This is a genomic window from Kaistella carnis (assembly GCF_003860585.1).
GTDB classification, from domain to species: Bacteria; Bacteroidota; Bacteroidia; order Flavobacteriales; family Weeksellaceae; genus Kaistella; species Kaistella carnis.
Window position 1 is genome coordinate 1,273,960 of sequence record NZ_CP034159.1, and the last position, 20,237, is coordinate 1,294,196.

The window sequence follows — 20,237 nt, forward strand, 5'->3', positions numbered from 1 at the left end:
TTATTTTATTATTTACAGTAATTTGTATTTCTGACGATAGGAAGAAATCAAAAATCCCAGTTTTATAAAAAGCGTGAAACGCTTATTGTAAACAATGGGTACTTTTTGCACTATCAACCTACCATATTCTACCTGATTCTATTTTACACAGGTTGGTTTAGGTTGCACCTGCGTAAAAAGAACACAGTCTGAAATCTTCCATAATTTTTATATCTCATTTTACCTGTGCTCATTTTCCTCACCTTCTTTTGTATTTCAACTGTCTTTCATTTGATGGGTTTTCATGAATCAACCAATCATTTAAGTCCTTAAAATCGGAATACAAAATCCGACAATCTTCGGCATTTTCGTTTTCACTTTTTATCATTTCAACGGCTCGATTTCCAGCTTCGTCATTATCAAAATAGAGTTCTATATTTTCATAATTTTTAATTGTATTTTTAATTTTAGCAATCATAGAAACTGAATTCAAAATGAGGCAATCCGAAGCTTCTTTTTCCAGATAATTTTCAACATTCTTAAAGGAAAGAAAATCAAAAAAGCCCTCGAAAATCCGGATTGAATTTGAGTCAATATTTATGATTGAAATATCTTTTTTACCCAAACAAATTTTAGAATATGCATTTCGAATTTCATAACCATCAGAATCATTTTTAAAACCTATTCCGAAATAATTTTTACCATTCATTTGATAATGGATTTCTTTGTAAGCTCCCCCGCAAACAGTACGGTTTAAAAGTATAAAAATTATTAACTTTAAATCGTAATAAAGACAATGAAAAAGAGCATATTCAGTCCTGCAAAGATTGCAGGTATTTTAAAGGAGTTTACCGGCGGCCGCAGTGCCGATGAATTGGCAAGGGAAAATGGCATCAGCACGGCCACTTTATACAAGTGGCGTCAAAAGTACAACGGGATGGAAGCCAGTGAACTCAAGCGGGTGAAAGAGCTGGAAGAAGAGAATGCCCGCCTCAAGCGCATGTACGCCAATTTGGCAATGGAACTTGACGTAGCTAAATACATTATCGAAAAAAAGCTCTAAAGCCTTGTCGGAAACGGGAAATTGTCATGGAGATCCGTGAGCTCCGTCCGAAAGATTCCGGCAAGGCTTTGCGCGTACTTAAAATCAGTAGAAGCAGTTTTCATTACCGCTCACTGAAAGATGATTCAACGGTCATGATGGAGCTTGAACAGCTTGCACAGAGCCATCCGAGAGAAGGTTTCTGGAAATATTATTACCGCTTGCGAAACCGTGGAGAAAAAATCAATCATAAACGGCTACACAGGATTTATAAGAAAATGAAGCTTCCTTTGCGACGCAAGATAAAGAAACGGCTCCCTGCCAGAGTAAAATCGCCCTTGGAGGTACCGGAAACATTCACTCACACGTGGAGTATTGATTTTATGAGTGACGTACTGGCCAGCGGAAGAAAGTTCCGCAGTTTTAATGTGATTGATGATTATAACCGGGAAATTCTACACATCGAGGCCGATTACAGCTTGAAAAGTTCGCGGGTAATCTGGATACTGAATCATCTGGTAAACCGCTATGGAAAGCCTGAGAAAATCCGCATGGATAATGGCCCTGAGTTTATAGCAAATATCGCTGAAGTCTGGAGCAGGGTTAACGAGATCAACTTTGCTTATATCCAGCCGGGGAAACCTACACAGAATGCCTATATCGAGCGGTTCAACAAAACCTACAGAAATCAGATCCTGGATGCATATATTTTTGAAAGTTTGGATGAAGTAAGGAGCGTGACAGCGGAATGGGTAAGGGATTACAACTATGAAAGACCCCATGATTCGTTGGGTGGCCTGTCACCCGTGATGTGGAAAAATGGACAGCAAGCAAAAGCTAATGCCAGCACTTTTCCTGCCCACTTTTCCACATCCGACAACAACAGCAGTAAAATATCAAGAAAAAATTCTACTTTTGAAGTGTACTGAAAATGGGGAGTCTACATCTTTAATATATTCAGTTTGATTTTCTACTTTTCGACTATTCAAATATTCTAACAAAGCATGATGTCCAATTTCTTTTACTTCAGTTATTTCGTATGTTTTTAATGGGTTTTTTGATTTTATATTCGGAGTTTTTTGATTTTGAAAAGAAGAAAAATTTTGATTTTTTGCCCAAATTAAAATTTCACTGATGGAAGTATTTAGAAATTTCTGCATAAAATTGGTGTTGTTTCCTCCGATACCTTCTGAAAATAAATACCATATATTGAGGTGTTTATTGAGTTTAAAAGATGCGTGGTTTTCTGTTCCAAATGGATTAAGATACCAGGCTTCTTTTTCATTTTGTCTTGTTGGAAGGTGTCCGATAGCAAGTAGGACTTCTTCCAATGGGATTGTATTAAATTGGTTGCAATTCATTGTTGTATATTTTCCGGGTTTTGGGTGAGAGATTTTTTGTTGAATTGTTGAGAAAACCGCGTAACTTATTGATTGTATTACATTTACTCCCTCAACAAACACTCAACAATTCAACAAACTTGAGTATTATTGCTCAACAAAATCGAGGATATAAAAGTTTGTTGAGAACTTTGTTGAGACTTAACTATTTGATTTTCTTTTCATTATCAATCAATTCAACAATTCAACATATTTATTAAGGATAAAATCCTTTTTTATGGTGAAATAGCGACCAACCGAATTAGTTTGATAGAATATTCCTGCAAAATCGATGTCATACCTGATGTAGGTTAAGCCATTTTTTTGCGGCTCCAGTTTCCAGGTTTCTTTTAGTAGATTTCGAATATCGCTTCTCGTCCAATAAGTTGGGCGAAACATTTTGTTCATCATGTTGAGTAAGTCTTGCGGAACTACACTAATTTCTTCATCCTCATTACTTTCAAAGAACTCGTATAGTAATTCTAAGGTTTTCGATTCTAACTTGTTATTGTTCTTGAAAACCAACTTCTGTAGTGCTTTTGTTCTTATTTCATCCGCAGAAAACCACATTCTTGTTTTCTTTTCAGTTGAGAATTTTCTTTCAATTAAAAACTGAAGAAAATCTGGAATTTCTGAAATGAGATTCTTTAGAAATTCTGTGTTTTCAGTCTTGATTGGATTGATCTTTAAAATCCAAAACCGGATTTCATTTTCATCGATTTGAATAAAATTTTCTTCATTATTGGAACACAAAATAAACTTGGCGAAAAAATCGACTTCTTCTCGATCTTTTCCTTTGGCTTCCAGTTTATCTTTGTTGGTTGTCGATAGATATTTTAATCGTTCTGTAATTTCTTTTTTATCAAAGAATACTTCGTCAATTGCTACAACCAACATTGCTGCCCAATCGGAATTGAATTGGCTGCCGAAAGAATCTCCTTTAATATAAGTCATATTCAAGCCAAAAATTTCTTTTAACCACTTAATAAAAGTTGTTTTTCCAGTAACTCTTTCTTTAGAGACCAAGCATAAAATCGGTAGAATTTGTGTTGGAAATTGCAGTAGAATCTTTAAATAATCCAATCCCATTTCCAGTTGTTCACCGAAAATATGCTCCACAAAATTCATTGAAAATGGAATGCTATCTATAAAATTTTCCTTGCCAGATGAAGGTAAAAATGGAATTTCATTGTAAATATTATAGAAACCTTGAACGATTTGCCTGTATTCTAAATGCTCTGGAATACAGCAAAATCCATCATATTTCGGTACTTTAGAAACGTAGGTTTTTCCGTGATCGCTAATTATAGTTTCTCGATTCCATCGAACTAATATGGAAATTTTATCACCAGAAATCAATGGTTTTTCTATGGTTTTGTAGTAGGTCGTTCCTACTCGTAAATAGGGAGTTTTATTGCTCATTTTTCGGGAGTTTTAATGGTAATACGGAATCGTTAAAAGAAACTTTAAACATTTGATGAAATTTCACATCATCAATTTCTTTTTAATGGATGGGCAGATTTATTTACGCTTCAGACTTTCTAATTCTTCCACGTTGTAAAAATGTTTGCCACCAAAACCGTATGTGGTAATTCGTCCTTCATTTTTCAGTTGGGCAAAACGTGCTTCAGACAATCTTTTTCCATGCGTTCCGAGAATTCTTCGTGCTTCTAATCTATCAACAACTTTCCCTTCGTTGTCTTTAGAATTATTTTTATCAATATCCGTTTTTAAACTTCTTACCTCTTTGATGAGGATTTCAATTGCCATTGGTAATGTTTCGAAAGTAATTTGCATAATAGTATAATTTTGTATTTTGTGATTAATTGAAAAGTTGAAAATTCAACTATTTATTCGATTTGAACACGACAAAATTAGACTGGAAACTCCAGAATTTCATGCTTTGGAATTCATTCTGCAACCACTTTAACTATTCCATTGTACTTGTGGATTAAATACTATTAAAAAAGAGTTAGGTGGTTTCAACGAAATGTTAAAGGATGTTAAGAAAAAACAATCCTATAAAATGGATAAATATTTAAAAAAATTATTTTTTAAATTTGAGACAGTAAATTAAGAATTTGAAATCGAAAATTGCTAATTTGAAAGCTGTTTGATTTTACTAATTGTTAGTAAAATCTAAAATGGAAATTTGTGGAATTTTTAAGAGAATTTATCTTTTGCAAGACAAATACAAGACAAATAATTTTTTAAAAAACAAGAAACTCCTGATAATCAGGAGTTTCTAATTTGTAAACGTGGAGGATATCGGGATCGAACCGACCACCTCTTGACTGCCAGTCAAACGCTCTAGCCAGATGAGCTAATCCCCCATTTTGGGTGCTGAATTTTACGATGTAAATTTCAGATTTGCAATGATACAAATTTTTGTGATTCAAAAGCAATATTTTGGCTTTATTTTTTCTCTGCCACCAGAGAATAAACAAGTGGTATTTTATTTCCAAACTGGGGAATTTGATATTTTCCTTTTTCGATTTCTTCGATATGGCGGAAACATGGATACGGCGACCAATTGTATTCCTGAAACGATTGCAGCTGCAAATTCTCCCCTAACAGACTGGTCAAAACTTCGGACAGAGAATGATTCCAACTGACTTCTTCATTGGCCACATCGGCGGTTCGGTCTGCGTAAGTTCCTTCGTTGGTTTCTATAATCTGTTTGTCATTAAAATAACTGTATTGCACAAAAGTGAAGTCATTATCGTACATCCAAACGACGGGATGAAATTCTACGAAAATTAATTTGCCGCTGGGTTTTAAAAAATGAGAAACTACTTCTGCCCATTTCTGCAAATCGGGAAGCCAACCAATTGTTCCGTAAGTGGTATAAACGATATCGAATTTCTGATGCAAAACATTTGGCAAATCATACACATCTGAAACGATAAACTCGGTATCTGTTCCGCATTTCGCGGCTAAATCTTTTGCTGCTTCAATGGCTTTATCAGACAAATCGATTCCTGTAACTTTTGCACCGAGTCGGGAAAGTGAAATAGAATCCTGTCCGAAATGACATTGCAAATGCAGGATTTTTTTATCTTTAATATCTCCTAAAAGATCAAGTTCGATTGAGTTTAAAGAAGTTCGGCCTTTTATAAATTCATTTACAAAATAGAAATCAGATTTGAGGTGCGAATCTACTTTTGCATTCCATAATTTTCGGTTGATGTCGAGATAGTTTTCCATGAGCGGTTTTATGTAAAAATAGAAATTTAAAAACAAATTTAGGGTTGACGATTTGGGTCGCAAATCCGACGTATTATTTATATTTTTACACAAGAACTTAAAAGTGCAGAAATTTGATAAAACCGCCGAAATTTAATTCACTATCATGAAAAAATCTTTACTCCTATTTTTGATGGTTATATTAAATTGGCAAGGAACTCTTGTTACAAAAACCGATGTTTATCTTTGCAACAGCAGCGGTGGCAAAAAATACCATTATTTAAAAAACTGCAGAGGATTGTCTAATTGCAAAGCGCAAATCATCAAGGTAAGTCTTCAAAAAGCACAGACGTTAGATAAAGAACTTTGTGGCTGGGAAGATTAATTTTCCATTATTTCCAGATTAAAAATAAAGTTCCAGCGATAATTAAACCTGCGCCAACGGCTGTTTTCCAGGTTAAGGTTTCCCCTAAAAATATGACTGCAAAAATAATAGTTAAGGCCAAACTGAGTTTATCGATTCCGGCAACTTTTGAAACTTCGCCCATTTGTAATGCTTTAAAGTAAAAGATCCAGGAAAGTCCGGTTGCGAATCCTGAGATGGTAAGGAAAATCCAGTTTCGGGAAGATAATTCGCCGATTGCTTTATATTCGTTTCGGAAGAAAACGATCATCCAAATCATGATCAAAACAACCACTGTTCTAATGGCAGTCGCCAGATTCGAGTTTACATTTTCTACGCCGACTTTCGCAAAAATCGCAGTTAATGCAGCAAAGAAAGCCGAAAGTAAAGCGTAAATCCACCACATTTTTTTGAGTTGTTAATTGTAATAAAAATCCAGTTCGAATAACAATGAAAAATTAAAACGCGAAAATTTAGTTCGTGAAATTATGTATTTGGTAGTTTGTAACGCGCAACGCTGTTTGACTTCGCAAAATCTTCTATTTCCCTTATCAAAGATAGTATCAAACCGTTAAACCTTGTCAAGGTTTTGAACCTTGACAAGGTTAATTCATGGTTAGGCTAGAAACTCTTCTGTCGTCTGAATAATTTGTTCTCCGGTTTTCAAATCCTTAACGGTAATTTTTCCTTCTGAAATTTCCTGCTCGCCATAGAAAACCAAGTTTGGAATTCCTTTCTTTTCGGCGTAGGTAAACTGCTTTTTCAATTTTGCAGATTCAGGATAGAGTTCTGCAGAAATTCCTTTCGCGCGAAGTTGACCGATAATTTTCATCGCGGCCAAAGATTCATTTTCTCCATAATTGGCAAAAAGATATTGCACCGTTTTCACCGAATCCTCCGGAAATAATCCTAGTTCTTCCATCACCAAATAAATTCGGTCGAGACCAAACGAAACTCCAATTCCCGGAATATTTTTCACGCCGAAAACTTCAGTTAAATTATCATAACGACCGCCACCGCCAATGGAACCCATGGCAACATCTGTGGCTTTCACTTCGAAAATCGCACCGGTATAATAATCAAGACCTCTGGCTAAAGTGATATCGAATTTTAAACTTTCTTCGGAAATTCCTAATTCAAAGGATTGAGTCAAAACAAATTCCAGTTCTTCTACTCCGTTTGTTCCAATTTCATTGCCCTGGAATTTCTCTTTTAACTGTGCTAAATTTTCAAGAGCATTTTCACTTTGGTTAAAAAGAAAATCTAATTTATCGATTGATTCCTGATTGATATTTTTTTCTAACAGTTCTTTAACAACGCCTTCTTTACCTATTTTATCCAGTTTGTCCAATGCAACCGTAAAGTCAATTAACTGGTCAGAAATTCCGGCAAATTCTGCTAATCCAGAAAGTATTTTTCTGTTGTTTAAATGAAGTGCAACTTTCACATTCAATTCAGCAAAAGACTTTAAATACAATTGAACCAATTCTACTTCCTGCCACAAACTTACACTTCCTACTACATCAGCATCACATTGATAAAACTCACGAAAACGACCTTTCTGTGGACGATCCGCGCGCCAAACCGGCTGAATTTGATACCGCTTAAAAGGGAAAGTCATTTGTCCGTGATTCATGGCTACATATCTTGCAAAAGGAACGGTTAAGTCGTAACGTAGCGCCTTTTCCGAAATCTGCGAAATCAGTTTCTGCGAATTTTTAGCCGACCAATCTTCCTCTTTTGTCTTCGAAGCATAATCACCGGAATTCAAAATTTTAAAAATCAAACGATCTCCTTCTTCACCGTACTTTCCCGTTAATGTAGAAAGATTTTCGAAACTTGGAGTTTCTAATGGCTGAAAACCAAAGAGTTCAAAATTCTTCTGTAAAATATTGATGATGAATTTTCTTCTGTAAACTTCTTCGGCAGAAAAATCTCTGGTTCCTTTGGCTAAACTGGGTTTCATAGATATAGGTAATGAATAATAAGTAGTGAGTAATTATGCTGGCAATAAACTTACGTCAGTCTGCAAAAATACAAAATTATTAATCTAAACTCCTAAAGATGCTTGATCATCCAAAGGTTGCAGCCGCTATGTCCAGAATTGCCCAATGGTTTTTCCAGATAACTAAAACCCTGCTTTTCGTAGATTGAAACTGCCGTAGAAAATTCGGGTAAACTTTCTATATAAATTGATTGATAACCGGCATTTTTTGCAAACTCAATACTTTTTTCCATTAATTTTTTGCCCAAACCTTTTCCGCGAAAATCTTTGTGAATATAAAACTTAACGAGTTCGCCACATTTTTCCGGCAAACCTTCGGTGGGAAAAATGCCGCAGCAACCGCATAGTTCGCCATCGACTTCGGCAACGAACAATGCTGAATTTTCTTCGTTAAACAATTCCGATAAATGGTCTGTCGTAGGATCTTCATAAACAGTTCCTGGCGTAGGAACATTAAAATCATGAAAGCAACTGCGTATTATTTCTGCCAACAATGTATTATCTGACTTCTGAATTTTTCTAATATTAATTTCCATTTTATAAATTTAAAAAAACTTGGTGAATTAAAACATAAAGAAAAATCTCCAGTTTGCCCAATCTACAATCAAAAAACCGAAGAAAACTTCTCCGGTTTCTGTAAAAACATATAGAGTTTGTGTTTTTAAACCGTTTCTAAAATCTCAATGATTTCCTCTCCATAATTTTCGATTTTATATTTACCGAAACCTTTGATGTCAAGCAGCTCTTCTTTTTTCGCAGGTTTATATTTGGCGATGGAAAACAATTCTTTGTTTGTCGCAATCAAATATACAGGCAGACTTTTTTCACGCGCTTTTTCCGAGCGCCATAATTTCAGCGAATCCATAATTTTTATTTCATCATGGTTGAGTTCTTCCAGTGCGGCACTATATTTTTCAGGTTTCGGTTCGTTGACCTGTACTTTTGATTCTTCGAAATAGAGAACCACCGACCAGTAACTTTCGTCCTCCTTTACAAAGGCAGTTTCGTATTTTAGAATATTGTTTTCCTGTAGAAAACGATCGAGCACTTTTTGGTCAGCGTAAATAAATTCGTCTGACAATCGTATTTTAAATATTTGAACTTTCATGGTATTGTGTTTTTAGTTTTAATTTGAAAAGGCGAGCAAGCCGAATTCCATGGGACAAAATCCGGCTTATCGCTCCACCTCTATTTACTTCCCAAAAGGACAAGTTGATCCACCCGAACTTCTGTGATATAGCGTTTTTGCCCTTCTTTATCGTCGTAATTGCGGTAGACGATCTTACCTTCTACGGCGATCTCTTTCCCTTTTTCTACGTATTTTTCCATCAGGTCGGCCAGTTTTCCGTTGCAGACCAAATTGTGCCATTGCGTTTCTTCCACTTTTTCGCCCATGGCGTTGGTGTAGTAATCGCTGGTTGCTAAACTTACTTTCGCTAATTTTCCGTTCTCGAATTGTACAATTTCGACGTCTTTTCCTGTTCTACCGATTAAGGTAACTTTGTTTCTTAGTGACATGGCTTTAGATTTTATAATTAAACATTAGAATCGAGTCTCACTGATCTGTCTCGAATCTCTGTTGCAAAGGTTCACCAGCTTTCAAAAGTTAGTCGGTAATGAAGCGCTTACTATCATTTGTATTCGTTTGTATCGTTTATTAAATTGATAATCAGTAATTTAAGATTTTATTTTCAAGAGCAACAAGATTATATTTTCTTTTAAATTTCGGACCCGTTCTCCGTTTCAATCTTTTTTTAGGAAAAAAAGGATTTCCACTTCGATCGGGGCTAGAATAAAGAGCAGTTTTTCTATTCCCAAGATTTTGAAATAGGTCCGCACTATTTCAATCTAATATAACTGCACAAGAAAATATTATAGAAGCCCAAAAACTCCTATATTTATACAAGTTAACGTGAAACATAAAACCATGTATAAATTACTCCTTCTGTGCTTTCTATTACTGATCAACTGCGGGCAAAAGAAACCAACTGCAACCTCTCCAACAGAACATCCTGAAACGGTGCAAAAGGAAAAAATAAAATCGATAGAAATTAACAGTGCGGGCGGACAATTAGGTTACGTTTCTCACTTCATAATTTCGGAAGATTCTGTTATTTTTCAATCTGATATGACGGCCTCAGAAAATAAAAAAATTGAGTCAAAAAAGGCAATTCCACCTACAGAAGCAGAAGAAATATTTCAAAATATTGATATCGAAGATTTTAAAAATGCGGTTGAAGGCAAATCAGTTCAACCTGTAGATGGAGTGGATCAAACCATTATCTTAAAACTGGAAGGAAAAGACATTTCTAAGAAAAACGCTCATGATAACAAAACGTGGAATAAAATATTGCAACTGCGATCAAAATATGTTGATCAAGAATAAGGCAATAAATAAATTCTCATTGACTTCTATCCTATAAGTCTGGCCAGCAAATATTTATCTCTATTTACCGAATATAAAAAACTACTTAATAATATTTTAAACTTCAACATCAACACCTAAGGCCAGGTGAATTTCAATCAACTTTTTAAAAAGAGTTTATTCTTAACATCAAAAACAAATACTCAATGGGACTTTTTAATAAGCTTTTCGGAAGAGGAGAAAAGGATGATCCTTCCACAGAATTATCTGAAACGGAACAATTAAAAAAGGGAGAAATCATTATCGATGCAGGAGACGACCAATTCTTTAAAGTGATCAGATCACTTACGGATCAACAGAAAGAAAGTATTGAAAAATCCACCATCTTGCTCAGAACAGGTCAACTTTACATGCATTACTGGACGAAAAATTTAGAAAACAAAAACCGCGAAGATCAGGAATGGCAAAATAAAGTCATGTTTTTTTGGAAGGCCGAAGAGCAATTTCTAAAAAAGTCTCTCCCTCCAATTTTTGAAAATTTCGAACATAAATATTTTCTTTTCGTAGGTGATACGTCAAAAATTACCCTTAAATCATCCAAAGCTTTACCTTGGTTTGGAATGCCCGGTTTGGGAGAAAAGCATGTTTGTGAAATGAATGGAGAGCAAATAACAATCCCGGAGTTAAATAAGATGGGCTTGGTAGAATATGTAGAACAAGTTTCACTGACAAACGATAATCTGGATGTCCTGACAAAAAGAGAAGATTATTTTTTCTGGGTTGATGAGAGAATTACATCCTTCCGAAATGGTAATTTTTACCTCAAAGACAAACCGGTCCTCATTGATATCGCCTACAGTATTGGCGGAATTCACTTATTTAAAAAAGTTATATTGGAATGAAAATCAATTTCTTCCTATCTTTCAGAATCGTTCCAGTTACACAACAATAATAAAACTGCATGAAATTACCACTTTTAGTTCTCCTTTTATTTACCTTTCAAATCTTCAGCTCCCAAGTCATCAAAGATTTAGATGGCGATCTTATAAAAGATACCGTTACTTTTAATTCGGAAAAAGGAATGATCGTATGTAAATTATCGACGCAAAATTTTAAACCAATTTACAGCCAGCCAGAATTAGCCGATGAGATGAATTCCGGCGTACGGGAAACAAAAAGTGGTTTCGAATTTTTTATCAACTACATGCGGGCGGGTTATGCACACCAGTTTAGATATGAACCAAAGGATAAAAAAATAAGACTCATCGGAATGAGCACTTATAATTTTGGACCCGCCAGTAATGACGGCAGTGGCGAAGGAAGTGTAAATCTCCTTACCAATATGTATATCGGAGAATGGTATCACTACGATAACAGCAAAAAAGAACTGATCAAAATGCCGACAATTAAATCCAAAATGGTTTTTCCAAAAATCTACCTGGACAATTATGATGGCCACTATTTAAATGTATTTCAAGAAAAGTCAAGTGATCTCTATTATGAGGAAAAGAAAAAAATGCAATAAAAAATTAAAATTCTTTTCTCCTCTAAACCTGCAACATGAAAAATAAATTAAAATTAGCGCTCGCCGCTGTACTACTTCATATGATCTTCTGGGTCGTCGATGTGATATCTCCGCTTCTATTTTTAACTTCGGGGTTCGGTGTTCAAACCATATATAAAATTCTCTACACCTTTGCGGTATTTGCTCCTTTGCCGTTTTTCATTGCGCTGTACAAAGACAAATCTGCATTAGCAATAGGAGAGAATGGAAAAACAGAACCTCACCACTCGAACACTCCAAAAAAAATATTCGGTCATATTGCAAGCAGACTCTTGGTCATCATCGGAATTTTTGTGTTATCTTATGTTGTAATTACGGCCGGGAAATCCGATCCTATGGGTTACGGAATTGCGTATGCGGGAATTGCCTGCGTTATTTTAACTTTTTTAGTTTTAATTGTAGATGCGGTCAGAATACATCGAGCGGAAAAAGATTCCAGCAGATTTTACGCGAACATTTTTATTCTGGCGATTCTGGCAGTGGGTCTTTTATCTCTTTTAAACATGAATTAATTATTTTACAGCGTCATCGTGTTCAGATTTTATAAAGCCAATCAATAAACGTATTTTTGGATGCGCATAAAATTTCCTCTACGATCAAATTGTGTTACAAAAAACTTATTCGTTCTACACATTCTTCAAATCAATTAAAAATAATGCTTCAAATTCAAGATCAAACTTTCGATAAACAAGATTTTACCCAAATCCAACTTCCTCACGCAGAATATGACCATTGCATTTTCAACAACTGCAATTTTGGCGATCAAAATTTTTCCGAATTTAAGTTTGTAGATTGTGAATTTAACTACTGTAATTTGAGCTTGGTAAAACTCAGTGATACCGCTCTGAGAGACGTAAAATTTAAAGAGTGTAAAATGTTGGGCCTTCGTTTTGAAGATGCCAACCAGTTTGGACTTTCGCTGTCCTTCGACACTTGCCAGCTGAACCACTCCTCTTTTTATGGAACCACTTTAAAAAAGACCCTTTTCAAAAATTGCCAGTTGCAGGAAACCGACTTTACAGAATGTAATCTAACCGCGTCCCTGTTTGATAAAAGTGATCTTTCGGGCGCCACATTTAATCGCTCCAATCTCGAAAAAGCAGATTTCCGAACCGCGCTGAACTACTCGATCGATCCCGAAACAAACCGTTTAAAAAAAGCAAAATTCTCTATTTCCGGAATTTCCGGACTTCTCGATCAACATGATATTTTGATTGAAAATAATTTTTGAAATCAAGATTAACGCTACTTTCATGCAGGCAAAGAAGGAGCAACAAAAGCAGTTTTTCTTTCTCAGTTCGGTCCCGCTCTCCGCTCTATTCTCGTCTTTCAGACGAGAGATGCCGCTACGATCGGGGCTAAAAGATCTCACCTTTTCTCTTTCGAAAGTTTCATATTGCTTTTTTACAAAATTTTTATAAAATTTACAATCATTTCAGTTCAACGACAAATCAATTATAAAAACAGTCCATGGAAAAACTAAAATATGATATAAAATCGGCCCTTTTTGGAGTTGCTGTTGGAGATGCTCTCGGTGTTCCCGTAGAATTTAAAAGCAGAGAAAACATTCTTAAAAACCCGGTAACCGATATGATTGGTTACGGAACTTATAACTTGCCGCCCGGAACTTTCTCCGATGACAGTTCTATGACTTTTTGTTTAGCAGAAGCACTGACCCACGATTTTGATTTAAACCAAATCGCTCAAAACTTTGTTAAATGGTATCATGAAAATTTTTGGGCAGCACGCGGTGAAGTTTTCGATATCGGTATCGCAACCCGGGAAGCCATCAACAAAATTGCTCAGGGAAAAAAACCAGAATTCGCGGGAAGCACCGACGCTTCCTCCAATGGAAATGGATCTTTGATGCGTATTTTACCTCTTCTATTTTATATAAAAGATTTCCCAATTTCTGAACGTTATGAAATAACGAAAAAAGTTTCTTCAATTACACATGGACATATTCGGTCGGTAATTTCCTGTTTTTATTATCTTGAATTTGCGAAAGAAATTCTTTTAGGAAAAAACAAATTCGAAATTTATCAAAAACTTCAGACGGAAATCCCAGAATTTCTAAATTCACTTTCAATTGATCAGCATGAGATCTCATTTTTTAATCGACTTTTAAAAGATGATATCTCAGAATTAGCAGAGCATGAAATTTCCAGCAGCGGTTATGTTCTTCATTCTTTAGAAGCGAGCATTTGGTGTTTACTCACCACCGATAATTATAAAGATGCAACTTTAAAAGCGGTAAATTTAGGAGAAGACACTGACACGACTTCTGCAATAACGGGCGGACTTGCCGGCTTACTTTATGGTTTTGATACCATTCCAGAAAATTGGGTTGAGCAACTGGTTCGCAGAGAAGATATTCAAGATTTGGCAGAAAGACTGGCGAAGAAAAATCATTCTTCTTAAAAGAGGACACAGATCAAAAGCAATTTATTTTTTTAGATTTAAAATGTCTACTGAAAGTGAGCACTTTAATTCAAAGAAAACTGTTCCGACGGAAAAAGTTCGAAATGAGTAGCCGTTTTTAATTCGGGGCGGTATTTTTTACGCAGGATCTTGTTCAAATTCTTTAGTGCACCAAAAGTTCCGATTTTAATGGAGTTTTCGGCGGAACCCAATAACCTTCCGTTTTTGCGGTACGTATCGTAAGAAGTTTCTGCAAGCAAAGTACCGGTAGCGCTATAAATTTTCATACTCACAATGACTTGATTTGAAAAAACATACTTTCCAAAACCAACTTTAAAATATTTTACTTTCGGAATCACGGCGAACTGAGCATTATTATTTTCACAAAATTCTGCAATAAGAGTAGAATCCGGTGCATCAAAAGGAACATCATAGTCCACGCGCAGCAATTTATGCTGGCTCGACAAGCTTATGTGATCAGATAAAGCCGAGAAAAATGCAGTGTAAGTAGGTTCTTTAATCTCTTCGATATCAGGAAAAATCTCCGGGTTGAAATAGAGAATATTATAGGTTTTAAAATCTTTAGGAGAGGGAATATTTTGGCCTTGCAGCGCTAGATAGCCCGTCAGGAGAAATAAAACAGCAAAAGAAGATCGAAAGAGATAAAGATTTTTCATGTTTTTTGTGTATTGCAAAGATACTGCCATCCAACTAATATAGACAATAAAAAATATGATTTTTTTAACATTTATTAAGAAATTATTTGAGTTAGGGCGCTTATAATGTTTTTACCAATGAAAAATTATTTGTACTTTTGCACCCGTTACATAATAATCATTTAAAATAATATTGGAATGTACTTAACAACTGAAAAGAAGAAAGAAATCTTCGGAAAACATGGAAAGTCTGAAACAGACACAGGAAGCGCAGAGGGACAAGTAGCCCTTTTCACTTACAGAATTAATCACCTATCAGGCCACCTGAAAAGAAATCACAAAGATTATGCTACTGAGCGTTCTTTGGTTCTTTTAGTAGGTAAAAGAAAAGCTCTTTTAGATTATCTTAAGAAAAAAGATATTACTAGATATAGAGCTATTATTGCTGAATTAGGATTAAGAAAATAATCCATTTCCAAAACAAAAAGAAAAGAAGCCGTCTCAATACTGAGGCGGTTTTTTCTGTGTTTAACATTTGTCAGTTTTAAAGGGTTTTACTATCTTTAAGTATTGATAATCAATTATATGAGTATTAAATTTAAAGATTATAACCAACAACAAAATTGGTTATTCCCACCATCAATCGAGGAATTGATTCCAGAAAATCATGCCGTTCGGGTCGTTAATGGAATTATTGAACAACTGGATTTACGATTGCTCATTGAAGAGTATAGTAAAGATGGCAAACCGAGCTTTCATCCCAAGATGATGCTTAAGGTGATGGTTTACGCTTATATGGATAATACGTATTCCAGCAGGAAGATCGAAAAAGCGATGCGTGAGAATATTAATTTTATGTGGTTGTCCGCTCAACAGGTCGCAGACCATAACACCATCGCACGTTTTCGGAGCAAGAAACTCAAGACTATTTTCAAAGACATTTTCAAACAGGTCGTCCTGTTATTAGCAGAGGAAGGACTCGTTAGCTTGAAAGAAGTTTTTACCGATGGAACTAAGATAGAGTCTATTGCCGGGAGATATACCTTCGTTTGGGGCAATGCCATTAAAACCAGAAAAGAGAAGATGGCAGAACAACTTGAACAAATGTGGAACTATGCCCAAAGCATTGCTGAGGAAGAAGACAGCGATCCTACACCACCGGAGTTTAAAACCATCGATAAAGACAAAATAGAGAAGACCGCCAAGAAAATAGAAGAGATCATCAGCAAAAACCCGAAGGCATCCACCAAAGCAAAGGCAAAATTAAGATACATTCAAAAGAATTTTTCTCAGAACCTGGATAAGTACCAGGAGCAGGAAAAGGTTTTGGACGGACGTGGCAGTTATAGTAAGACCGATCCCGATGCCACATTTATGCGCATGAAAGATGATCATATGCAGAATGGTCAACTTAAACCCGCCTACAACGTGCAGGTAAGTTCTGAATCCCAGTTTGTTATTCATTATACTTTACACCAAACCACCAATGATTTAAATACGCTTAAACCACATCTCAATACTTTTGAAGAACTTTATCAGTTTTTGCCGGAAGAACTTACTGCTGATGCTGGTTACGGCAGTGAAGAAAATTATGATTTTCTGGAAGAGAAAAATATAGAAACCTTCGTAAAATACAACACCTTCGATAAGGAACAGGGTATTTTAAAATCGAAAAGAAAGAAAATCAACGAAGACTTTCACCGCGATAAACTTTATTATAACGAAGAGAACGATCAGTATATCTGTCCGATGGGGCAACCGATGAATAAAATCACCAACCGAAATCGAAAAACAAAAAGCGGTTATGCTCAGACAAGTTCACTGTACCAGGCTCAAAACTGCACCGGTTGTCCGCTGCGAGGGGCTTGCCATAAAGCCCAGGGAAACAGAATAATAGAACGCAACCAAAATTTAGAACGGCATAAGGAGAGAGTTCGGGAAAACATCTTGAGTGAAATCGGAGAAATAAAACGCAAACAACGCACGGCGGATGTAGAACCCGTCTTTGCACATATCAAATCCAATCGGAACTTCAAGCGTTTTACACACAAAGGAATAGAAAAAGTGGAATTAGAGTTCGGATTACACGCTTTAGCACACAATCTAAGAAAAAAGAGTGCTTAAGTAAGAGCACATTTTTATCCTAATGTGCAAAAATCACAAATAATCAAAATTTAACGCTTTACAACAGAAAATAAAAAAACCGCCTCAAATTTTATTTTGAGACGGCTTCTTTTTTTATTTTAAAACTCAGATTCATCAGCGCTGAATTTAAACAGTTCAAAAAAAAGCAACTCGTAATGAGTTGCTTTCCTTTTTTAAAGAATAAATATTTATACTTTTCCTCTTGTAAATAAATTGACTATCGCTAAAAGTACGATTGCGCCTATTGTTCCTGTTAAAATTTCTCCAACTACGCCGTCGCCCAATCTTCCTCCTAATAACCAATATCCTATAAAACCACCTACGATACCTACGACGATATTTCCGATTAGTCCAAGACTTCCGCCTTTAAAGATTTGTGATCCTAACCAACCTGCTATTGCTCCGATAATTAATGTCCAAAGAATTCCCATAATGTTAAATTTTCAATGTTTGTCTTATTTTAGTGTTAAAATTGTTATCCAAATTTGTGCCGAAAATATTTTTGATGTTAATTATCAATCATTTAAACAAGCGTTCAATATTGATTTCATTTCTATCAACTTACTTAAAAGCTCCCCTTTTCTAAATGTTAATATTTTATTCTCTCCTCAAATAATATAAGTCTATGAGGCTAACTTAAACGCTTTTAAGATTGATTTTTCCACCAAATCAGAACCTGTCGCTCGGGAAAATTCCGTATCTTTGCAAACGAAAATTTAAATATTTTAAATAGTAATGCACTCAATACGGAGTGCTAAAGACGATCAAATTTATGAATGCTCCACAAGCAATTATTGAAAAAATTCAATTAAGTGATGGTAGAGAGATTACCATCGAAACAGGAAAATTAGCGAAACAAGCTAATGGTGCTGTAGTAGTAAGAATGGGCGGAACTATGCTTTTAGCAACTGTTGTAGCCAGTAAAGATGCAAAACCAGGTGTCGATTTTTTACCTTTAACAGTAGATTACAGAGAGAAATTTTATTCAGCAGGAAAAATTCCGGGAAACTTTTTCAGAAGAGAAGCAAGACCATCTGATGAAGAAATTTTGACAATGAGATTAGTTGACCGTGTTTTACGTCCACTTTTCCCATCCGATTTCCATGCAGAAGTTCAGGTGATGATTTCCCTGATTTCTTATGATAAAGAATGTATGCCAGAATCTTTGGCAGGATTAGCCGCTTCTGCAGCAATCGCAATTACCGATATTCCTTTCAACGGACCAATGTCTGAAGTTACTGTCGCGAGAATCGACGGTAAATTAGTTGTTAACCCAAGTATGGAAAATCTTGCAAAAGCAGATTTAAACATTATGGTGGGTGCAACAAAAGATTCTATCGTAATGGTAGAAGGTGAAATGGATGAAATTTCTGAACAGGAAATGATCGAAGCCATTAAATTCGCACACGAAGAAATTAAAGTTCAGGTAGCAGCTCAGGAAAGATTAGCTGAGAGAGTTGGAAAATCTCTTCCAAAAAGAGAATACACGCACGAAGATCACAACGAAGAAATTCGCGAAAAAGTTTGGGCAGCAACTTATGATAAAGTGTACGAAGTTGCAAAAACTCCTTCTGCTAAAGAAGAAAGACATGATAACTTCCAGGCTATTTTAGAAGAATTCTTAACTCAGTATTCTGAAGAAGAATTAGAAGTTGCAAAACCTTTCGCAAAAATCTATTTCCACGATGTAGAAAAAGAAGCAATGCGTCAGATGATCTTGAACGAAAAAATCCGTTTGGATGGAAGAACGCCGGAAACGATTCGTCCGATCTGGTCAGAAGTTGATTATTTACCGGGAGCACACGGTTCTGCAATCTTTACAAGAGGAGAAACTCAGTCATTGACTGCAGTAACTTTAGGATCTGTAAAAGATGCAAACATGGTGGACACGGTTGCAATCAACTACGATCAAAAATTCTTCTTACACTATAACTTCCCACCTTTTTCAACGGGTGAAGCAAGACCTTTAAGAGGAACTTCAAGAAGAGAAGTAGGTCACGGAAACTTGGCTCAAAGAGCTTTAGCGAAAATGATCCCTACAGAAAACCCTTACACCATTCGTATCGTTTCTGATATTTTAGAATCAAACGGTTCGTCTTCAATGGCAACGGTTTGTGCCGGAACTTTAGCTTTAATGGATGCAGGTGTTCAAATTTCAAAACCGGTTTCCGGAATTGCAATGGGATTGGTAACTGATCCAAAATCAGGTAAATTCACGGTACTTTCCGATATCTTAGGAGACGAAGATCACTTAGGTGATATGGACTTTAAAGTAACAGGAACTGCAGACGGAATCACGGCTTGTCAAATGGATATTAAAGTAGAAGGTTTGACCATGGACATTATGGAAAAAGCCTTAATCCAAGCGAAAGACGGAAGATTGCATATCCTTAATGAATTATTGAAAACACTTGACGCACCAAGACCAGACGTAAAACCACACGCACCGAAAATGGAAGTATTGGAAGTTCCAAAAGATTTCATCGGAGCGATCATTGGACCTGGAGGAAAAATCATTCAGCAAATGCAGAAAGATTTCGAAACGGTTATCGCAATTGAAGAAATTGGCGAAATCGGAAGAATCGAAATTTCTGGTGTTTCAAGAGAGAATATTAATGCAACGATTGCAGCAATTAACGAAATCTGTTTCGTTCCTGTAGTTGGAAGCGTGTACAACGGTAAAGTTGTTAAAGTAATGGATTTCGGAGCATTCGTAGCCATTGCAAAAGGAACAGAAGGTTTACTTCACATTTCGGAAATCGAATGGGCGCGTTTGGACAAAGTTCCGTACAACGAAGGCGATATGGTAGAAGTGAAATTCATGGGTTACGATGACCGTAAGAAAATGAAACTTTCGAGAAAAGTTCTTTTAGACCGACCGGCTCGTGAAGAAAGACCTCAAGGAGATCGTCCACAGGGAGATCGTCCACAATATAACAACGACCGTCCGAGAGAAAATCGTCCGCAAGGTGACAGACCTCAAAGAAGAGATGACCGTCCGGAAAATAACGGACCACGTCAAGAAGATAACCACAACTAAGAAGATCTGAGATTATATAGAAACTCCCAAAGTGATTTGGGAGTTTTTTTTT

22 protein-coding genes, 1 tRNA gene and 1 pseudogene are annotated in these 20,237 nt (G+C 35.9%); 11 read left to right on the top strand and 13 right to left on the bottom strand.

Annotated elements, in window-relative coordinates; all coding sequences use genetic code 11:
• Positions 1-238: 238 nt before the first annotated feature.
• On the bottom strand, positions 239-688 hold the full coding sequence (locus EIB73_RS05720) for a toprim domain-containing protein (RefSeq protein WP_125023500.1): 450 nt from the start codon (positions 686-688) through the stop codon (positions 239-241).
• Between the two features lie 87 nt (positions 689-775).
• Between EIB73_RS05720 and EIB73_RS05725 the strand changes: the two are divergent.
• Positions 776-1,836, top strand: a pseudogene (locus EIB73_RS05725) (IS3 family transposase); the annotation flags it as partial.
• A gap of 81 nt (positions 1,837-1,917) precedes the next feature.
• Here the strand turns inward: EIB73_RS05725 and EIB73_RS05730 are convergent.
• The 5 genes from EIB73_RS05730 to EIB73_RS05750 form a co-directional block, all read right to left on the bottom strand.
• Positions 1,918-2,382, bottom strand: a complete 465-nt coding sequence (locus tag EIB73_RS05730; RefSeq protein WP_125023502.1) for a hypothetical protein — start codon at positions 2,380-2,382, stop codon at positions 1,918-1,920.
• Positions 2,383-2,592: 210 nt separating this feature from the next.
• Entirely contained in the window at positions 2,593-3,822 is a 1,230-nt protein-coding gene (locus EIB73_RS05735) for a primase-helicase family protein (RefSeq protein WP_125023504.1), read from the bottom strand.
• Between the two features lie 99 nt (positions 3,823-3,921).
• Positions 3,922-4,197 (bottom strand): hypothetical protein, encoded by a 276-nt coding sequence (locus EIB73_RS05740; protein WP_034716917.1) that lies wholly within the window; start codon positions 4,195-4,197, stop codon positions 3,922-3,924.
• A 462-nt stretch (positions 4,198-4,659) separates the two neighbouring features.
• Positions 4,660-4,733, bottom strand: a tRNA-Ala gene (locus EIB73_RS05745).
• Positions 4,734-4,815: 82 nt separating this feature from the next.
• Positions 4,816-5,607, bottom strand: coding sequence for a class I SAM-dependent methyltransferase (locus tag EIB73_RS05750; RefSeq protein ID WP_125023506.1), 792 nt, complete (start codon positions 5,605-5,607; stop codon positions 4,816-4,818).
• A 145-nt stretch (positions 5,608-5,752) separates the two neighbouring features.
• On the opposite strand from EIB73_RS05750, the gene EIB73_RS05755 reads away from it, so the two are divergent.
• Positions 5,753-5,971 carry a hypothetical protein gene (locus EIB73_RS05755; RefSeq protein WP_125023508.1) on the top strand — a complete coding sequence of 73 codons (219 nt, stop codon included), beginning with the start codon at positions 5,753-5,755 and terminating at the stop codon, positions 5,969-5,971.
• A gap of 7 nt (positions 5,972-5,978) precedes the next feature.
• Here EIB73_RS05755 and EIB73_RS05760 read toward each other — a convergent pair whose 3' ends face one another.
• The 5 genes from EIB73_RS05760 to EIB73_RS05780 all read right to left on the bottom strand — a co-directional run bounded on the left by EIB73_RS05760 (position 5,979) and on the right by EIB73_RS05780 (position 9,512).
• Positions 5,979-6,395, bottom strand: a complete 417-nt coding sequence (locus EIB73_RS05760) for an EamA family transporter (protein ID WP_125023509.1) — start codon at positions 6,393-6,395, stop codon at positions 5,979-5,981.
• Between the two features lie 210 nt (positions 6,396-6,605).
• Positions 6,606-7,955: a histidine--tRNA ligase gene (gene hisS / locus EIB73_RS05765; RefSeq protein ID WP_125023511.1), complete on the bottom strand. Its 1,350-nt coding sequence runs from the start codon at positions 7,953-7,955 to the stop codon at positions 6,606-6,608.
• A 92-nt stretch (positions 7,956-8,047) separates the two neighbouring features.
• Entirely contained in the window at positions 8,048-8,530 is a 483-nt protein-coding gene (locus EIB73_RS05770) for a GNAT family N-acetyltransferase (RefSeq protein WP_125023513.1), read from the bottom strand.
• Positions 8,531-8,655: 125 nt separating this feature from the next.
• Positions 8,656-9,102, bottom strand: a complete 447-nt coding sequence (locus EIB73_RS05775; protein WP_125023515.1) for an HRDC domain-containing protein — start codon at positions 9,100-9,102, stop codon at positions 8,656-8,658.
• Positions 9,103-9,182: 80 nt separating this feature from the next.
• Positions 9,183-9,512, bottom strand: a complete 330-nt coding sequence (locus EIB73_RS05780; RefSeq protein WP_125023517.1) for a single-stranded DNA-binding protein — start codon at positions 9,510-9,512, stop codon at positions 9,183-9,185.
• Between the two features lie 409 nt (positions 9,513-9,921).
• Between EIB73_RS05780 and EIB73_RS05785 the strand changes: the two genes are divergently transcribed.
• The 6 genes from EIB73_RS05785 (at position 9,922) to EIB73_RS05810 (ending at position 14,344) form a co-directional block, all read left to right on the top strand.
• On the top strand, positions 9,922-10,380 hold the full coding sequence (locus EIB73_RS05785) for a hypothetical protein (RefSeq protein ID WP_125023519.1): 459 nt from the start codon (positions 9,922-9,924) through the stop codon (positions 10,378-10,380).
• A gap of 185 nt (positions 10,381-10,565) precedes the next feature.
• The gene (locus EIB73_RS05790) at positions 10,566-11,261 is read left to right on the top strand and encodes a hypothetical protein (protein ID WP_125023521.1); all 696 of its coding nucleotides are present in this window, start codon (positions 10,566-10,568) and stop codon (positions 11,259-11,261) included.
• Positions 11,262-11,320: 59 nt separating this feature from the next.
• The gene (locus EIB73_RS05795) at positions 11,321-11,884 is read left to right on the top strand and encodes a hypothetical protein (RefSeq protein WP_125023523.1); all 564 of its coding nucleotides are present in this window, start codon (positions 11,321-11,323) and stop codon (positions 11,882-11,884) included.
• Positions 11,885-11,919: 35 nt separating this feature from the next.
• Positions 11,920-12,435, top strand: coding sequence for a hypothetical protein (locus EIB73_RS05800; RefSeq protein ID WP_125023525.1), 516 nt, complete (start codon positions 11,920-11,922; stop codon positions 12,433-12,435).
• Between the two features lie 143 nt (positions 12,436-12,578).
• Complete coding sequence (locus EIB73_RS05805) at positions 12,579-13,154, top strand: pentapeptide repeat-containing protein (RefSeq protein WP_125023527.1); 576 nt, start codon at positions 12,579-12,581, stop codon at positions 13,152-13,154.
• Positions 13,155-13,393: 239 nt separating this feature from the next.
• The gene (locus EIB73_RS05810) at positions 13,394-14,344 is read left to right on the top strand and encodes an ADP-ribosylglycohydrolase family protein (protein WP_125023529.1); all 951 of its coding nucleotides are present in this window, start codon (positions 13,394-13,396) and stop codon (positions 14,342-14,344) included.
• 65 nt (positions 14,345-14,409) lie between these two features.
• Here the strand turns inward: EIB73_RS05810 and EIB73_RS05815 are convergent, their stop codons facing one another.
• A complete protein-coding gene (locus EIB73_RS05815) occupies positions 14,410-15,021 on the bottom strand; it encodes a pyruvate decarboxylase (RefSeq protein WP_185144634.1) in 612 nt (203 codons plus the stop codon).
• A 177-nt stretch (positions 15,022-15,198) separates the two neighbouring features.
• Here EIB73_RS05815 and rpsO point away from each other — a divergent pair, with 177 nt between their 5' ends.
• Both rpsO and EIB73_RS05825 read left to right on the top strand, forming a co-directional pair.
• Positions 15,199-15,468 carry a 30S ribosomal protein S15 gene (gene rpsO / locus EIB73_RS05820; protein ID WP_125023530.1) on the top strand — a complete coding sequence of 90 codons (270 nt, stop codon included), beginning with the start codon at positions 15,199-15,201 and terminating at the stop codon, positions 15,466-15,468.
• A gap of 108 nt (positions 15,469-15,576) precedes the next feature.
• Positions 15,577-17,124 (top strand): IS1182 family transposase, encoded by a 1,548-nt coding sequence (locus tag EIB73_RS05825; RefSeq protein ID WP_125026064.1) that lies wholly within the window; start codon positions 15,577-15,579, stop codon positions 17,122-17,124.
• Between the two features lie 209 nt (positions 17,125-17,333).
• Here EIB73_RS05825 and EIB73_RS05830 read toward each other — a convergent pair whose 3' ends face one another.
• Positions 17,334-17,576 (bottom strand): GlsB/YeaQ/YmgE family stress response membrane protein, encoded by a 243-nt coding sequence (locus EIB73_RS05830; RefSeq protein ID WP_125023532.1) that lies wholly within the window; start codon positions 17,574-17,576, stop codon positions 17,334-17,336.
• Between the two features lie 341 nt (positions 17,577-17,917).
• Between EIB73_RS05830 and EIB73_RS05835 the strand changes: the two genes are divergently transcribed.
• Positions 17,918-20,185 carry a polyribonucleotide nucleotidyltransferase gene (locus EIB73_RS05835; RefSeq protein ID WP_125023534.1) on the top strand — a complete coding sequence of 756 codons (2,268 nt, stop codon included), beginning with the start codon at positions 17,918-17,920 and terminating at the stop codon, positions 20,183-20,185.
• Positions 20,186-20,237 lie beyond the last annotated feature (52 nt).

What these genes read in the sequence shown, in the direction of transcription:
- EIB73_RS05720 (WP_125023500.1), bottom strand. Translation starts at nt 688, where the DNA reads ATGAATGGTAAAAATTATTTCGGAATAGGTTTTAAAAATGATTCTGAT.
- EIB73_RS05730 (WP_125023502.1), bottom strand. Translation starts at nt 2,382, where the DNA reads ATGAATTGCAACCAATTTAATACAATCCCATTGGAAGAAGTCCTACTT.
- EIB73_RS05735 (WP_125023504.1), bottom strand. Translation starts at nt 3,822, where the DNA reads ATGAGCAATAAAACTCCCTATTTACGAGTAGGAACGACCTACTACAAA.
- EIB73_RS05740 (WP_034716917.1), bottom strand. Translation starts at nt 4,197, where the DNA reads ATGCAAATTACTTTCGAAACATTACCAATGGCAATTGAAATCCTCATC.
- EIB73_RS05750 (WP_125023506.1), bottom strand. Translation starts at nt 5,607, where the DNA reads ATGGAAAACTATCTCGACATCAACCGAAAATTATGGAATGCAAAAGTA.
- EIB73_RS05755 (WP_125023508.1), top strand. Translation starts at nt 5,753, where the DNA reads ATGAAAAAATCTTTACTCCTATTTTTGATGGTTATATTAAATTGGCAA.
- EIB73_RS05760 (WP_125023509.1), bottom strand. Translation starts at nt 6,395, where the DNA reads ATGTGGTGGATTTACGCTTTACTTTCGGCTTTCTTTGCTGCATTAACT.
- hisS (WP_125023511.1), bottom strand. Translation starts at nt 7,955, where the DNA reads ATGAAACCCAGTTTAGCCAAAGGAACCAGAGATTTTTCTGCCGAAGAA.
- EIB73_RS05770 (WP_125023513.1), bottom strand. Translation starts at nt 8,530, where the DNA reads ATGGAAATTAATATTAGAAAAATTCAGAAGTCAGATAATACATTGTTG.
- EIB73_RS05775 (WP_125023515.1), bottom strand. Translation starts at nt 9,102, where the DNA reads ATGAAAGTTCAAATATTTAAAATACGATTGTCAGACGAATTTATTTAC.
- EIB73_RS05780 (WP_125023517.1), bottom strand. Translation starts at nt 9,512, where the DNA reads ATGTCACTAAGAAACAAAGTTACCTTAATCGGTAGAACAGGAAAAGAC.
- EIB73_RS05785 (WP_125023519.1), top strand. Translation starts at nt 9,922, where the DNA reads ATGTATAAATTACTCCTTCTGTGCTTTCTATTACTGATCAACTGCGGG.
- EIB73_RS05790 (WP_125023521.1), top strand. Translation starts at nt 10,566, where the DNA reads ATGGGACTTTTTAATAAGCTTTTCGGAAGAGGAGAAAAGGATGATCCT.
- EIB73_RS05795 (WP_125023523.1), top strand. Translation starts at nt 11,321, where the DNA reads ATGAAATTACCACTTTTAGTTCTCCTTTTATTTACCTTTCAAATCTTC.
- EIB73_RS05800 (WP_125023525.1), top strand. Translation starts at nt 11,920, where the DNA reads ATGAAAAATAAATTAAAATTAGCGCTCGCCGCTGTACTACTTCATATG.
- EIB73_RS05805 (WP_125023527.1), top strand. Translation starts at nt 12,579, where the DNA reads ATGCTTCAAATTCAAGATCAAACTTTCGATAAACAAGATTTTACCCAA.
- EIB73_RS05810 (WP_125023529.1), top strand. Translation starts at nt 13,394, where the DNA reads ATGGAAAAACTAAAATATGATATAAAATCGGCCCTTTTTGGAGTTGCT.
- EIB73_RS05815 (WP_185144634.1), bottom strand. Translation starts at nt 15,021, where the DNA reads ATGAAAAATCTTTATCTCTTTCGATCTTCTTTTGCTGTTTTATTTCTC.
- rpsO (WP_125023530.1), top strand. Translation starts at nt 15,199, where the DNA reads ATGTACTTAACAACTGAAAAGAAGAAAGAAATCTTCGGAAAACATGGA.
- EIB73_RS05830 (WP_125023532.1), bottom strand. Translation starts at nt 17,576, where the DNA reads ATGGGAATTCTTTGGACATTAATTATCGGAGCAATAGCAGGTTGGTTA.
- EIB73_RS05835 (WP_125023534.1), top strand. Translation starts at nt 17,918, where the DNA reads ATGAATGCTCCACAAGCAATTATTGAAAAAATTCAATTAAGTGATGGT.